The organism is Wenyingzhuangia gilva, assembly GCF_030519655.1.
GTDB classification, from domain to species: Bacteria; Bacteroidota; Bacteroidia; order Flavobacteriales; family Flavobacteriaceae; genus Wenyingzhuangia; species Wenyingzhuangia gilva.
In genome coordinates, this window is sequence record NZ_JAUMIT010000001.1 from 68,018 (window position 1) to 83,808 (window position 15,791).

14 protein-coding genes are annotated in these 15,791 nt (G+C 32.3%); 8 read left to right on the forward strand and 6 right to left on the reverse strand.

All coding sequences use genetic code 11. The annotated features are described in order from the left end of the window. Positions 1-39: 39 nt before the first annotated feature. Complete coding sequence (locus QVZ41_RS00270) at positions 40-3,702, forward strand: ShlB/FhaC/HecB family hemolysin secretion/activation protein (protein ID WP_302882556.1); 3,663 nt, start codon at positions 40-42, stop codon at positions 3,700-3,702. A 64-nt stretch (positions 3,703-3,766) separates the two neighbouring features. On the opposite strand, the gene recJ is transcribed toward QVZ41_RS00270, so the two are convergent. The 4 genes from recJ to QVZ41_RS00290 form a co-directional block, all read right to left on the reverse strand. Further along, positions 3,767-5,485: a single-stranded-DNA-specific exonuclease RecJ gene (gene recJ, locus QVZ41_RS00275; RefSeq protein ID WP_302882557.1), complete on the reverse strand. Its 1,719-nt coding sequence runs from the start codon at positions 5,483-5,485 to the stop codon at positions 3,767-3,769. A 71-nt stretch (positions 5,486-5,556) separates the two neighbouring features. After that, a complete protein-coding gene (locus QVZ41_RS00280; protein ID WP_302882558.1) occupies positions 5,557-6,198 on the reverse strand; it encodes an O-methyltransferase in 642 nt (213 codons plus the stop codon). A gap of 3 nt (positions 6,199-6,201) precedes the next feature. Next, positions 6,202-6,468, reverse strand: coding sequence for a hypothetical protein (locus QVZ41_RS00285; RefSeq protein ID WP_302882559.1), 267 nt, complete (start codon positions 6,466-6,468; stop codon positions 6,202-6,204). 8 nt (positions 6,469-6,476) lie between these two features. Next, positions 6,477-7,046, reverse strand: a complete 570-nt coding sequence (locus tag QVZ41_RS00290; protein WP_302882560.1) for a sigma-70 family RNA polymerase sigma factor — start codon at positions 7,044-7,046, stop codon at positions 6,477-6,479. Between the two features lie 159 nt (positions 7,047-7,205). On the opposite strand from QVZ41_RS00290, the gene panB reads away from it, so the two are divergent. The 7 genes from panB to QVZ41_RS00325 all read left to right on the forward strand — a co-directional run bounded on the left by panB (position 7,206) and on the right by QVZ41_RS00325 (position 13,015). Then, complete coding sequence (panB, locus tag QVZ41_RS00295) at positions 7,206-8,024, forward strand: 3-methyl-2-oxobutanoate hydroxymethyltransferase (RefSeq protein WP_073117719.1); 819 nt, start codon at positions 7,206-7,208, stop codon at positions 8,022-8,024. Positions 8,025-8,093: 69 nt separating this feature from the next. Next, a complete protein-coding gene (locus QVZ41_RS00300; RefSeq protein ID WP_302882561.1) occupies positions 8,094-9,035 on the forward strand; it encodes a 2-hydroxyacid dehydrogenase in 942 nt (313 codons plus the stop codon). A 40-nt stretch (positions 9,036-9,075) separates the two neighbouring features. Then, entirely contained in the window at positions 9,076-9,852 is a 777-nt protein-coding gene (epsC, locus tag QVZ41_RS00305) for a serine O-acetyltransferase EpsC (protein WP_302882562.1), read from the forward strand. A 5-nt stretch (positions 9,853-9,857) separates the two neighbouring features. After that, positions 9,858-10,742 (forward strand): cysteine synthase CysM, encoded by an 885-nt coding sequence (cysM, locus tag QVZ41_RS00310; protein ID WP_302882563.1) that lies wholly within the window; start codon positions 9,858-9,860, stop codon positions 10,740-10,742. A gap of 13 nt (positions 10,743-10,755) precedes the next feature. Beyond that, the gene (locus tag QVZ41_RS00315) at positions 10,756-11,514 is read left to right on the forward strand and encodes a hypothetical protein (protein WP_302882564.1); all 759 of its coding nucleotides are present in this window, start codon (positions 10,756-10,758) and stop codon (positions 11,512-11,514) included. Continuing rightward, positions 11,511-12,128, forward strand: a complete 618-nt coding sequence (locus QVZ41_RS00320) for a MarC family protein (RefSeq protein WP_302882565.1) — start codon at positions 11,511-11,513, stop codon at positions 12,126-12,128. Before QVZ41_RS00315 ends, QVZ41_RS00320 begins: the two co-directional genes overlap by 4 nt. Positions 12,129-12,139: 11 nt before the next feature. Beyond that, positions 12,140-13,015, forward strand: a complete 876-nt coding sequence (locus QVZ41_RS00325; RefSeq protein WP_302882566.1) for a cation diffusion facilitator family transporter — start codon at positions 12,140-12,142, stop codon at positions 13,013-13,015. 17 nt (positions 13,016-13,032) lie between these two features. Here the strand turns inward: QVZ41_RS00325 and QVZ41_RS00330 are convergent, their stop codons facing one another. Together QVZ41_RS00330 and QVZ41_RS00335 are read right to left on the reverse strand one after the other, a co-directional pair. After that, on the reverse strand, positions 13,033-13,368 hold the full coding sequence (locus QVZ41_RS00330) for a DUF3024 domain-containing protein (protein ID WP_302882567.1): 336 nt from the start codon (positions 13,366-13,368) through the stop codon (positions 13,033-13,035). Between the two features lie 10 nt (positions 13,369-13,378). Beyond that, a complete protein-coding gene (locus QVZ41_RS00335) occupies positions 13,379-15,739 on the reverse strand; it encodes a penicillin acylase family protein (RefSeq protein WP_302882568.1) in 2,361 nt (786 codons plus the stop codon). Positions 15,740-15,791 lie beyond the last annotated feature (52 nt).

The following is a 15,791-nucleotide window of genomic DNA, read 5'->3' on the forward strand; positions in this document are numbered from 1 at the left end:
AATAAGTTTACTTTTAGTTTATCATTACATCAAATAAAAATGAATTTAATTTCCCTTAAAAATTCACTTCTATTCATTTCTACATTACTAGTAATGAGTTGTGCTACCTACAAAAAACAAATTTCGGAACAATTTATCAACTGGAATGTAAACAAAAAAAACATCAACGAAATAAGTAACATTTACTTAATTGGAGATGCTGGTGACCTTGCCAAAGGAAATGAAACCTTAGAAAGTTTAAAAAAAGAGCTTTTAAAAGAAGATGAAAATAGTACTGTTATTTTTTTAGGCGATAATGTGTACCCAAAAGGCATTTCTACCAAAAAAGGAAAAAAACAAAAAGAAGGGATTTCTAAATTAAATGCTCAGTTAGATATTCTAAAAAAGCACAAAGGAAAAACGTTGTTTATTCCAGGAAATCACGATTGGTATTATGGACTTGATGGTTTAAAAAAACAAGAAAAATTAGTAGAAGATGCCTTAGGTAAAAACACTTTTTTACCAGAAAATGGTTGTCCGTTAGAAGTGGTTCATTTAAACAAAGAGGTAGATATTATTGTTATAGATTCTCAATGGTTTATTACAGATTGGGATACACATCCTAAAATGAACGACAAATGTGATGAAATTAAAACCCGTGAAAAATTTTTTGTAGAATTAGAAGGACTAATCAATAAAAGTCAGCAAAAAATAACACTCGTTGCCATTCATCATCCAATGATTAGCAAAGGAACTCATGCTGGTGAAAATTCTTTTAAACAGCATATTTTTCCACTCCCTGTAAACATTCCTTTGCCTGGGTTAGGATCTATTTTTCAATCCATTAGAAAAACAAGTGGTTTAAATTCTCAAGATTTAAATGCTTTTAGGTATCATCAACTAATAGAAAGAGTTACTACGCTCGCCAAAGAACATTCTCATCTTATTTTTGTTTCAGGACACGATCATAATTTGCAGTATCTGTATAAAGATGGTATTCCACAAATTATTAGTGGTGCAGGTTCTAAAACCTCTCCCACTTATTTAGGAAAAGATAAAGGATTTACTTATGGAAAAAACGGATATGCAAAACTAAGCATCTATCCACATAAAGAAGTTAGCGTAGCATTTAAAAACAATACAGAAACCATTTTTGAAACCACTGTTTTTAAAGCAGAACCAGAAAAAAAAGAAACATTATATAACAACATAAACATCCCTCCTTTTGTAAATGCAACTATTTATCCAAAACAATTAACTGACAAAAACAAAATTTACAGAGCTATTTGGGGACATCATTACAGAAACGAATACAGCATTCCTGTAAAAGCAAAAACTGTTTTGTTAGACACTTTATATGGTGGATTAACTGTGGTCAAAAAAGGTGGCGGACATCAATCTAAATCATTGCGTTTGGTAAATCCCGACGGAAAACAATATGTAATGCGTGCCTTAAAAAAGAGTGCCGTTCGTTTTTTACAAACTGTTGCTTTTAAAAATGATTATGTTACCAATCAACTAAAAGACACTTATACCGAAAATATTTTATTCGATTTTTATACTTCTGCACATCCTTACACGCCTTTTATTATTGGTGATTTGTCTGATCCTATAAATGTTTATCACACCAATCCTAAATTATTTTATGTTCCCAAACAAAATACCTTAATTCCTTATGATGATGAGTTTGGAGATGCTTTGTACATGATTGAGGAAAGACCTGAAGAGGGACAAAAAAAAGTTGCTTCCTTTGGTTTTCCTGATGACATTATTAGTACCGATGATTTGTTTGAAGAACTTAGAGACAATAAAAACAATAAATTAGACGAAAAAAATTATGTAACGGCTCGTTTGTTTGATATGATTTTAGGAGATTGGGACAGACATGCCGATCAATGGAGATGGGCGGTGTTTAAAGATGGAAAACACAAAACATTTAGACCTATTCCTAGAGATAGAGATCAAGCCTTTTCTAACTATGATGGTCCTTTATTAACTACTTTAACCACGCTTGTTGATCCGATTAAACTGATGCAAACGTATGATAAAGACATCCGAAACTTATTTAAGTTTAACGATGAACCTTATCCAATCGATGTTTCACTTTTACAAGAAAGCAATTACAATATTTGGGAAGAACAAGCCAATTACATCAAACAAAACTTAACTGATGAAATCATCAACAAAGCTTTTGATCAACTACCTGATGCTGTTAAAAATAAAAATATTGATAACATCAAAGAAGTTCTAAAATACCGAAGAAATCATGTGGTAGAAATTGCCAAAGAATACCGTAAAAGTTTAGAAAAATTTGCCATTGTTAAAGGAAGTGACAAAGATGATTGGTTTGAAATTACAGCTGACAAAAAAACAACCAAGGTTTGTATTTTTAATATTAAAGACGGTAAAAAAGAAGATTTACATTTTGCCAAAGAATTTAACAACAAAAACACCAAAGAAATTTGGGTATATGGTTTAGATGATGACGATTATTATGAAGTAAAAAACATCAGCAAAAAAAGCCCAAAAATACGTTTAATTGGTGGACAAAATCACGACACCTATGAAATTATCAATGCTAAAAACATTAGAGTTCACGATTTTAAAACCAAGAAAAACACTTTTAAAGGTCGTTTTAAAAAACACTTAACCAACCAATACGACAAGAATATTTATGAGTACAGAAAAGTAAAAGACAATACTTTAACTGTGTTACCACTTGTGGCTTATAACCCCGATGATGGAATTAATTTTGGTCCTAGCATTGCTTTTACTCACTATGGTTTTAACAGGCAACCTTTTACCAATCAACACCATGCAAGTCTTAAATATTTTAGTGCTACCGTTGGTTTTGATTTTGCTCACAAAAGTGAATTTGCCACTTATTACAATCATTGGAATGTATTTGTAAAGACAAGATTAACCAGTTCTAATTTTAGCAACAACTTTTTTGGATTTGGGAACAACACCATAAATAATGACAATACTTTAGGCTTGGATTACAACCGAGTAAAATCAGAAATAAAAAGTATAGAACCCGGAATTACTTGGAACAATTTAATGGGAGCTAATTTTAATATTAGTATTCCGATGACCATTTATGAACTTGAAGAAACAGACGGAAGATACATCAACACCTTGCCTATTGAGTTTGATGAACAAAATTTTGCAGGAATAAAAACCAGTTTTAACTACGAAAATTATGACAGCAAAACATTAACAACATTAGGTTTTGATTTTAATTTAGATACTGGTTGGGATTATAATATTTCTAAAGAATCTTCTTTAGCTTACCTTAAAACCAATCTAGGAATGGTGCTACCAATTTCTTTAAATCACAAATGGGTATTTGCGAGTAAAATTCGTTCTCAATTTAATTTTGGTGGTAATTTTCAGCTATATCAATCTGCTTTTATTGGAGGAAACAACGGACTAAGAGGTTTTAGAAATGAACGTTTTGCAGGAAAAAGTGCCTTTACTCAAAACTCAAATATTAGATACACCATTAATAATATTAAAACCCCAATTCTCCCTATTACTTATGGACTAAGCTTAGGCTATGATTATGGTAGAGTTTGGTTGCCTAGTGAAACATCTGACAGATGGCATACTTCTTACGGAACTACTTTATGGTTTAGTGCTCCGTTAGCAAAAATCAATTTTAACTTATTTAACAGTACAGAAGGGTTAAGATTTACCTTTGGGGTTGGGGTGAATTGGTAAATTGTGAGTAGTGAGTAAAACTCAATATTCAACTCCACAACTCAACAGTTAAACTTTTCAACAATTACTTCTTAGTTCTTACATCTTTCAACATCAACTGTAAAGAAGTATAGCCATTCCAATTATTTTCTTCTAAAGTAAAAGCAGCTTCAAAAGTTTCAGCATTTTTAATTTCATCTAACTTTTCTCCCATACCAAATCCAATAGCATTATAAGTTTTATCATCTGCACCATAAATAATGTTTAATCTCAAATGTTCTGGTAAATCACCTTCATTTTCTACTTTACCAATTCTTTTACCGTAACCATTATCTCTTAAGCCTGTGGCTTTAAAAACAGGTTTCATATTGGCTGGCCCAAAAGGAGCAAATTGTGATAAAATTCTATAGAATTTCGGATTTAAATCTACCAAATCAACCTCAGCATCAATGGTAATTTCTGGTGTTTTTTGTTCTTCTGCCAATGTTTGTTTTACCACTAATTCAAAAGCATTTTTAAAAGCAGTATAATTTTCTGGTAACAAAGTCAACCCCGCTGCGTATTTGTGTCCACCAAATTGTTCTATATGCTCTGAACAAGCTTCTAATGCATCATATACATCAAATCCTTTTACAGAACGTGCCGAAGCGGCTAACTTTTCTCCACTCTTGGTAAATACCAAAGTTGGTTTGTAATAATTTTCTATGAGCCTTGAAGCCACAATACCAATAACACCTTTATGCCAAGTTTCGCAAAAAACAACACTCGTGCTGTTTTGCTCTTCATTATTTTCTCTAATTTGTTGGATAGCTTCATCGGTTATTTTTTTATCTAATTCTTTTCTATCTGCATTGTATTGATCTATTTCTCTAGCAAACTTTTTTGCCAAAAACATATCATGCTCCGTTAGTAATTCTACCGCATGAATTCCTTGTTTCATTCTACCCGCTGCATTAATTCTTGGAGCAATAATAAAAACAACATCTGTAATCGTTAATTCTGTTTTCTGAATTTGTTCTAAAATAGCTTTAATTCCCGGTCTTGGATTTGTATTAATGACTTTTAAACCATGATAGGCTAAAATTCTATTTTCCCCATCCATAGGAACAATATCTGCCGCAATACTCACGGCCAACAAATCTAAATAAGGGATCAACTCCTCAAAAGGCTGTTCTTGAATTTGAGCAATGGCTTGAATGACTTTAAAACCTACGCCACAACCAGACAATTCATCATAAGGATAATTACAATCTGTTTGTTTTGGATCTAACACCGCAACAGCATCTGGCACAGTTTCCCCTGGTCTATGATGATCGCAAATAATAAAATCTATATTTTTTTCTTTGGCATAAGCCACTTTGTCAATGGCTTTTATTCCACAGTCTAGAGCAATAATTAAAGTGATGTTATTATCCTCTGCAAAATCAATTCCTTGAGTAGAAATTCCATACCCTTCTGTATATCTATCAGGAATATAAGTCACCACATTAGGATGCAAAGTCAATAAGTAAGAAGACATCAAAGCAACAGCCGTAGTTCCATCTACATCATAATCCCCAAAAACCATAATGGTTTCGTTATTTTCAATAGCCTCAAAAATTCTTTGCACAGCAGCTTCCATTCCTTTCATCAAAAAAGGATTGTGTAAGTGCTCTAAATTGGGTCTAAAAAAATTCTTGGCTTTTTCAAAAGTATCAACGCCACGTTGCACCAATAAGGTGGCTAAAACTTTATCAATTCCTAGGGAATTTGACAAATTATGAACAGTTTCTTGATTGGGTTTTGGTTTTGATATCCAACGCATGAAGATTTAAAGTTTAGGGTTTTAAGTTCAAAGTTTGTTGATAAAAATAAATCAACAAAAAACGATATCAATTATTTAACTCTTGTAATAGTTAGTCCATCTCTAATAGGTAACAAAACAGTTTCTACTCTAGGATCTTCATTTACTTTTTTATTATAGATTACCAAAGCATTGGTATCAATATCTTTAGGGTCTATTTCTTGTACCACTTTTCCACTCCACAATACATTGTCTGATAAAATTACGCCTCCTGGATTCATCTTCTCAATAATCAAATCAAAGTAATTTGAATAGTTGGCTTTGTCTGCATCAATAAAAACCAAATCGAATTTTTCATCGATGGTTGGAATAATATCCATCGCATTTCCAACATGTTGTTGAATTTGTGTTCCGTAGTTAGACAAATCAAAATATTTGCGTTGTAAATCATACAACTCTTCGTTTCTATCTATGGTATGTAAACGTCCATCAGTTTGCATTCCTTCGCACATACAAAGGGCAGAATATCCGGTATAAGTACCTATTTCTAAAATATTTTTAGGATTAATGAGTTTAGAAATCATGGCTAAAAGTCTGCCTTGAAAATTCCCGCTTAGCATACGAGGATTTAAAACTGTTTGCCAAGTTTCGGTATTTAAAGCTTCTAAAAGTTCTGGTTCTGGTTGAGAATGATTTACGGCGTATTCATCAATCTCATCTGGTAAAAAATGCATTCTCTATAGTTTGTTTTCTAATTCTTTTATTTGTTGTTTCAACTTTGCTTTGTCTTTTTCAGACAAACAACATTTAGACAATTCTCTTTGTTTTTTTACCATGCAACACATGGTTGATAGTTTAGAATTTTGTTTGCTAAATACTTTACATACTTTACAGTACGTAAAATGAAAATTTAACTTTATTTTTTCCAACAAAGTAGCTTCCCCGTACTGCGCTTTTGAACAGATGGTAGTAGCTTCTTCACATGTAATTTTTATTTTTCCCATCACCTTAATTACTTTTTAAACCAATTTTCTTCCATACATTCTCTCAGTTGAGTTCTAGCCCTATGGATGATTACCCAAAGATTAGACGGAGTGATATCCAGCTCATTACAAATATCCTCTGTATCAAAACCTTGAATGGTTTTCATTTCAAATACGATTCTATACTTTTCTGGTAATTTAGCAATACAAGACTGTAAAGCTTCTCCTAACTCTTCGGTTTCTATTTCAGCATCTGCATCTCCAGACCAATCTTGTGGCACTCTTTCTTCTATCCAATCTCCTTCTCTTTCTCCATCACTATAAAAGTTCATACGAACCTCAGCCTTCCCTTTATTAGAATTTATTTTTCTATAATGGTCTATAATCTTTCTTTTTAAAATTGAAATCAACCAAGTTCTTTCACTTGCTTTTCCTTCAAAATTTTTCATCGACTTTAAACCCGCAAAAAAAGTTTCTTGCACTAAATCTTTCGCTTTGTCCGCATCATTCACCCTAGCAATTGTGTAATTAAAGAGGTAATCTGCATAAGCATCAATCCAATTGTCTGGATTTAAAGTATGTATATTGGTTTCTGACATAATCCTTAAAAGGTTTTCTCTAGGATAAAGATATAAATATTTAAATGTAAAACTCCATATCTTTTTATGACCAACTTACTTGTTTTACTTCTTCTTAATTAATTGCCCGAATTCCTTAAAAAAGAGTAATTTTACAATCCGTTTTTATTTTAAAAAGATATGTCTGCTATTAAAAAACAATACAAAAGAATTACAACAAATTCCTTAATTGAAATGAAAAGTAATGGAGAAAAAATCTCTATGCTTACGGCTTATGATTATACCATGGCTAAAATTATTGACAATGCAGGAGTGGATGTTTTATTGGTGGGAGATTCTGCCTCTAATGTAATGGCTGGTCATGAAACGACCTTACCTATTACTTTAGATCAAATGATTTACCATGCAAGTTCTGTTGTAAGAGCTTCTAACAGAAGTTTGGTTGTAGTAGATATTCCTTTTGGTAGTTACCAATCTGACTCTAAAGAAGCTTTGCGTTCTGCCATCAGAATTATGAAAGAATCTGGGGCACATGCAGTAAAAGTTGAAGGAGGAATTGAAATTGAAAACGCCTTGTCTAGAATTATACAAGCAGGAATTCCTGTGATGGGACACTTAGGATTGACACCACAATCTATTTATCAATTTGGAACCTATACCGTTCGTGCCAAAGAAGAAGCAGAAGCTGAAAAGTTATTAGCCGATGCAAAGTTGTTAGAAGCCAAAGGATGTTTTGCTTTGGTGCTAGAAAAAATACCTGCAAAATTGGCTAAAAAAGTAGCCGAAAGTTTAACCATTCCTGTGATTGGAATTGGTGCAGGACCTGATGTTGATGGACAAGTTTTAGTGGTACACGATATGTTAGGAATGACACACGAATTCCACCCTCGTTTTTTACGTAGATATGCAAATTTATACGATGAAATGAGTAATGCTTTTACACAATACAATGCCGATGTAAAAGCCAAAGATTTTCCAAACGAAAAAGAACAATATTAATTAGCTATTAGACTTTAGCTGTTAGCTGTTAGCTAATGGCCAAAAGCTAAAAGCCCATGGCTAAAAATCATGAAAATACTTCACATAGATTCAAATCATCCTGTGTTAATGGAAGATTTAGCTTTGTTAGGATGTGAAAATCACGAAGATTATACCTCATCAAAAACTGAAATAGAAGCTAAAATTGCCAACTATGATGGGATTGTGATTCGCAGTCGTTTTAAAATAGATAAAACTTTTATTGATGCTGCTACCCGTTTAAAATTCATTGCTCGTGTGGGTGCGGGTTTAGAAAGTATTGATTGTAATTATGCCGAAAGCAAAGGCATTGTATTAATTGCTGCTCCAGAAGGAAATATGAATGCTGTTGGAGAACATGCTTTGGGAATGATTTTAAGCTTATTCAACAACTTAAAAAGAGCTGATTCACAAATTAGACAAGGACAATGGTTGCGTGAAGCCAACAGAGGTTTGGAACTAGAAGGAAAAACCGTTGGATTGATTGGTTACGGAAACATGGGAAAAGCTTTTGCTAAAAAACTAAAAGGTTTTGATTGTGAAGTCATTTGTTATGATATTAAAGAAAATGTAGGGGATGAAAATTGCCAACAAGTTTCCTTAAAAGAGTTACAAGAAAAAACGGATGTATTAAGTATTCATACCCCTCACAACGAACAATCCTTTAAAATGATTGATGCTAATTTCATCAACAATTTTAAGAAACCTTTTTACATTATTAACACAGCAAGAGGAACTGCTATTGTGACCAATGATTTGGTTGATGCATTAAAATCTGGTAAAATACTGGGAGCTTGTTTAGATGTTTTAGAGTATGAAAAATTATCATTTGAGAATCTTTTTGAAAACAATAAGCTTCCAAAAGCTTTTGAATATTTAATCAATGCTGAAAATGTTTTACTCTCTCCACATATTGCTGGTTGGACTGTTGAGTCAAAAATTAAGTTAGCAAAAACAATTACGAAAAAGATAGCTCAACATTTTTTTAATTAAAGATTTGTAATGTTTACTTTTATGCTTAGACAAGTAAAACATGAAAGAAATAATTAAAGAATTACAAAACATTAAACAAAACACTGATTTAAACTACAGTGTTAAAACTAGTGTTGAAGATTTTACTCAAAAAATATTTAGTGTATTATTTGATGACAGTATTGATTTGGCTCATAGTTTTGAAGAATTAGAGAATTTATTTAAAGCAGCCGCTAAAATATCATGCATGTGTCCTCAAGAGGTTTGCGATAAAACTTGGAATACTTTTGCTCAAAAACTACCGACAATCTTAAAAGATTTAAATAAAGATGCGATGTACTTTATGGAGTCTGATCCGGCTGCCAGAAGAATTGAGGAAATTTATTTTGCTTATCCTGGGTTTTATGCATTGGCGATCCACAGATTAAGTCACGAAATATACAATCAAAACTTATACTTATTTGCTCGTTTGATGAGTGAATTTGCTCATAGACAAACCGGAACTGATATTCATCCGGGAGCCACTATTCACGCTCCCGTATTCATAGATCACGCAACCGGAATTGTGATTGGGGAAACTTGTATTATTGAACCTCATGTAAAAATTTATCAAGGGGTTACTTTAGGAGCCTTAAGTGTAAGCAAAGACAAACAAGACAAAAAAAGACATCCTACCGTAAAATCTAATGTATGCATTTACGCAAATGCAACCATATTAGGAGGGGAAACCGTGGTAGGAGAAAATTCTATTATTGGTGGAAACGTTTGGGTAACCAAATCTGTTCCTGATAATTCAGTCGTGTACAATACCATTGAAGCCAATATCAAAACAAGATAAATACTATGTATCGTAAATTATTAGACTGCATTGGTAATACACCATTGGTAGAAACTACTCGTTTGGTAAAAAATCCAAATGTAAAATTGCTTTTGAAATTAGAAGGAGACAATCCAGGAGGAAGTGTTAAAGATCGTGCTGCTTATAGTATGATTAAAGGAGCTTTAGACAGAGGAGAAATAAAAGATGGTGACAAACTAATTGAAGCAACTAGTGGAAATACTGGAATTGCTTTGGCCATGATTGCTCAATTATTAAATATCGATATTGAATTGGTGTTACCCGAGAATTCTACTGCTGAGCGTGTACAAACCATGCGTGCCTATGGAGCTAAAGTTACTTTGACTCCTGCGAGTACAGGAATTATTGGCTCTAGAGATTATGCCGATGAAAAAGTAGCTCAAGGAGGTTATATCATGCTAAATCAGTTTGCCAATGATGACAACTGGAAAGCACACTATCGTACTACCGGACCTGAAATTTGGAGAGATACTAATGGGGAAGTTACCCATTTTGTATCTGCCATGGGAACTACAGGAACCATTATGGGTACTTCTACTTATTTAAAGGAACAGAACCCAAACGTCCAAATTGTAGGAGCACATCCAAGTGATGGTTCTCAAATCCCAGGAATTAGAAAGTGGCCAGAAGAATATCTACCTAAAATTTTTGATAAATCTAAAGTAGATCTTGTTATGGAAGTGTCAGAAGCAGATGCTAGAACCATGACCAAACGTTTGGCTAAAGAAGAAGGTGTTTTTGCCGGAATGAGTTCTGGTGGTTCCGTAGCAACGGCTGTTAAACTTGCCGAAGAATTAGAAAGCGGTGTAATTGTTGCTATCATATGTGACAGAGGTGATAGATATTTATCATCTGACTTATTTGATTAATTAAAGTATCAATATGAAATTTATACAATCATTTATCATTCTTATTAGTGCTTTTACTTTTATAGGTTGTAAATCAAAACCAAAAAAAGATCCTATCAAAGCTATAGAAGAAGCACATCATAAAACAGCCTTTTTATCTAACGAAGCTGTTCAATTTGATATATTATTAACCTTTAGAGGAAAAGAAAGATTAAATGCAACCATCACTTTATTAACCAATTCCACAAAAGGATTGATAGAAAACAAAGATGGAAGTAAAATATACACTCATAACGAATGTGTCTATTATTCGCCAAACTTTAAAAGAGTAAGAGCTGTAAGGTTTGATGCTTACACTTGGGCTTATTTCTTTTTGTTTCCTTATAAATTATCAGATCCTGGAACCCAATGGTCAGAATTTGGAGAAAGTGAATTGAATGGAGACTTATTTAATACTCAAAAACTAACTTTTAAAGCAGGAACAGGTGATGCTCCAGATGATTGGTATTTTGTATACACTGATCAAGATGATCATTTAATTAATACTGCGGCATATATTGTAACTTTTGGAAAAAATGTAAAGACAGCAGAAAGTGATCCTCATGCCATTAAATATGATGAATATGAAGAAATTAACGATATTCCAATTGCCACACATTGGACTTATTGGGAATGGAATAAAATAACGGGGATTTCTAATCAATTAGGAGAAGCAACCATTAGTAACATTAAATTCATGAAAAGTAAAGACGTTTCTTTTGATATTCCAGACAACTACATTGAAAAGAAATGATAGAACTACTTAAATACGCTTTAACTGTTTTTATTGGTTTTTTTGCCATTATGAACCCTTTTGCAAACATTCCAATTTTTATATCACTAGTAGGAAATGCAAGTCGAGAAACAAAAAAAAGAATTAATAAAAAGGCCACATTAACAGCTTTTCTGATAGTGCTGGCTTTTTCACTTTTGGGAAAGTTTATTTTTGAAATGTTTGGAATTACCATTCCTGCTTTTAAAATTACGGGAGGAATATTGGTTTTTCATATTGGATATGAAATGGTGCAATCTAAAAAACCAAGTGCAAAACATATGAAAGATGTTGATTTGGATGAGAATATTGCCATTTCTCCACTAGCCATTCCTGTATTGGCCGGACCTGGAACCATTGTAACGGCTATGAATTACGTTTCAAACACAGATTACATACATGTATTTATCGTGATTACTATTTTTGCCTTTATGTGTTACATCACTTATTGGGGGTTTAAATTAGCAGATTTTATAGTTGAAAAAACAGGAAACAACATCATTACTGTCATTGGTAAAATCATGGGGTTAATTATAGCTATTATTGGAGTTGGCATGTTTGTTAGCGGAATCAAACTAGCCTTTTCACTAACCTAAAATATAATTAAATGTCACACAATCACCACCACCATCATGATGCAAGTAAAAACATAAGAACGGTTTTCTTTTTAAACCTAAGTTTTACCATTTTAGAAATCATTGGAGGTTTTTATGTAAACAGTGTGGCTATTATTTCTGATGCTGTTCACGATTTGGGAGATAGTTTGTCTCTTGGGTTTTCATGGTACATGCAAGAAAAATCTAACAAGAAACCTACCAAGACTTTTACTTTTGGCTACAAACGTTTGTCTTTACTGGGGGCTTTGGTGAATAGCCTTGTACTACTTACAGGATCTATTTTTGTGATTTATGCTGCTGTTGACAGATTGATTACTCCCCAACATTCTGATGCGCAAGGAATGTTAATTTTTGCCATTTTTGGCGTGTTAGTAAATGGTTATGCGGCATGGAAAATAAGCAATGGAAAAACACTAAACGAAAGAGTTTTGTCTTGGCATTTAATGGAAGATGTCTTGGGTTGGCTAGCTGTATTAATTGTAGCCATTGTCTTAAATTTTAAAGGCATTCCTTATTTAGATCCTGCACTTTCTATTTTAATTACCATCTATATTCTTTGGAATGTTATCAAACGATTAAAAGAAACTTTGTATCTGTTTTTACAAGCCCAACCTTTTGATGTTGATCTTGATACCATTGAAAAAGAAATATTAGGTATTGCTAACATCAACAGTACCCACCACACACATATTTGGTCTTTAGATGGAGAACACCATGTATTTACCACCCATATAGTTCTAAAAGAAAACACTTCTTTTAATGAAATGTTAAATGTTAAAAAAGAGATAAAAAAAGTACTTCAAAAATATCCATTTGACCATATTACTGTTGAAACTGAATTTGCCAATGGTGAATGTTCTATGTAAAATGCACTTAGCTTTTTTTACCCCCAAAAGCATCCATGCTCATCTTTCTTAATAACCTCAATAACTTTTGAAAAGTGTTGCTCTTCAAAATTTGGTTTGTATTGAATCCATTTTTCATTAGAATCCATCCAATAAACTCTCCAAATATTTTTACTTTTTACATACTTAGCTCTAGCTACTGGAAAATTTTCAATAACTTTATTATCATCCCATTTAGGACGTATTTCAAAAATTTCAACAACATTGTTTCCATAGGAATAAGACACATCAACTTCTTTTCTTATCTCTTTAGGCGGTCTAATTTCTTCTATGTATTGTTTGATCTGAATTTCTGTAAAATTGATAACTTTCATTAATAATAACTTAATTAAAAATTAGTTTTAAACTTGATGTTTTAATTTCCTCTTCATTCATCAACATTTTATAATATTTTCCTGAATTAAAATAGTTGGTTTGATTGCTATAAAAAGGACTTAAAAAATATCCTGACTGACCTGTTGGCGTAACTGCATAAGAATTTTCTATATCAGAAAAATCTATGATTCTACGAGCAGAAGGTCCTGCATTTACCTTAAATTCATTTTCTTCTGTATAATCAAACATTAAATTATTAATAGTTTCATTTCCTCCAACCATTGGGAATGGACCAACGTTAAAAATCTTTTTAAGCAAATCCATTTTAGCCAAAGCATGTTCATAAGTTACTGTGTGAACTTTAGACCATTTCCATTCGTTCATATCATCCCCTAACCCAGTTTTTAACTCAGCTACAGATGTTTTAAAGGAGGTAGTTACAATGTCTTTAAAAGTTTCTTTTCTCAAAGTAGTAACATTGTCCCACCAAACAGAATTCGGATTTTTTAAGTATTTATTTTGAGTACGTCTGGATAAATTTGAATTGACAAAATCTTTAAAATCATCTACTCCCAATTCATCTTCAAAAGTATTTTTCCAAAGTCTAAAAGTCAATTTATAATAAATGGTAGGTTCAATATTATCCAAGCCATGATTTCCTTTCCATTTAACCAACCTATCTAACACCTGTAATTCAAAATCATTTAATTCATCAATATCAATTCCATAAACCAAAGCTTTTATATTTTCTATAGCTGTTGTATTGGTATGACTATTGGCAATACTTTTCATATCGCTTACTGATAATTTTTCTTTTGCCTCAATTCCTTTTTTAATAGCCACTGCTCTGTCTTGCGACAAATAATATCCTGGATATAAATCTCCATCCACAGCTTCTGGTTGTACATTAGAAGTAAACAAATATCCCTTTGGTGGATTAATCGCTTTGGGATTTTTACTAAACGGCAACCACTCTTTTCCTAATTGAAAAATATCTGTTCCGTTTAATACAAACTTAGTATTTACATTAGGAGATGTGTGTTTGTATAGCTGACCTGCAGACCACAATCCTATGTTGTCTTTTTTATCACCATACACAAAGTTCAATCCTGGAGCGGATAAGGTAGCGATGGATTTTTCAAACGCATCAATATTTTTAGCATGGTTCATTCCATAAGCTGTTTGTAATACTTGATTTGGTTTTTCATTGTACACCCATTGTACTACCGTTGGTAATGAATCTAAATTTTTAGCACTTTCATTAAAAACGTTTCCTAATACTGTTTTTTTAATGGTAATAACTTTTGGTTTCTCATCTTTAATTTTAATTGTTTTTTTCTGATAATCATAGTTATAATACCCCATTCCCATAAAGTATCTGTCTTTATACATAGGATGTTGTTGTATTTGATAAAAATCCATGTCATCATTTTCAAACATGGTTAAACCAAAAGCATAATCTCTATTATGTGCTAACAACGGAAAAGGAAACAAGCCTAAGTAAAAACCATAATTTTCATAAGTCGGTGTTTTAATGTGTGCTTGATACCAAACCTGTGGTTGTGCAAAACCGATATGTGGATCATTCTCAAACAATACTTTCCCGGTGGTTGTTTTTTCTGGAGCCAAAACCCACCCATTGCTTCCTATAAACTGAGGAAAAGGTAATTTTTCTAAAATGTTATTGATGCTAGAAATACTATTTTTTCTTACATCATAATTTTCTTGATATACGGTGTTTTCATCAGCCTCGATAGCCAAATCTTTTAAATATTCTGTTCCTAAATTATTTTTTATGTGAGTTAAAACCGGATCTGTTTTAAAAGCATGGGCAAAACTAAAAGCCATATATGCCGTTACGTAATAAATATCTTTAGGAGTGTAATGTTCTTTTTTAATTCCCAATAAAGAAAATTCAATAGGCGTTACTCCTTCATCCATATAAGTATTGATTCCTTTTAAATAAGCATTTACAAGTTCCTTTACTTTTGGATTTTTATCTAAAGCTAACACTTGCTTTTCTACTGTTTCATCAACTCCGAGATTAGAGAAAAACACATCAACATCTACCAAATCTTTTCCAAAAATCTCAGATAATCTTCCCGCAGCAATTCTTCTTAACAATTCCATTTGCCACATTCGTTCTTGTGCATGTACATAACCCAAAACGGTCATGGCATCTTTTTCTGAATTGGCAAAAATATGAGGGACACCAATACTATCAAAATAGACTTCTGTACTCTGAATTCCATCAATATGTGCTGTTCCTTTATAGCTAGGTTTTAAATATTGTAAATATCCATAAACCCCAACAGACAAACCGACTAGTAGGAAAAAAACCACAATGATAACTTTCTTGAAAATCTTCATATTCTATTTTTTAAAAAGTAGCCTAAAGATAAAGAATCCTTTTACACTTGAC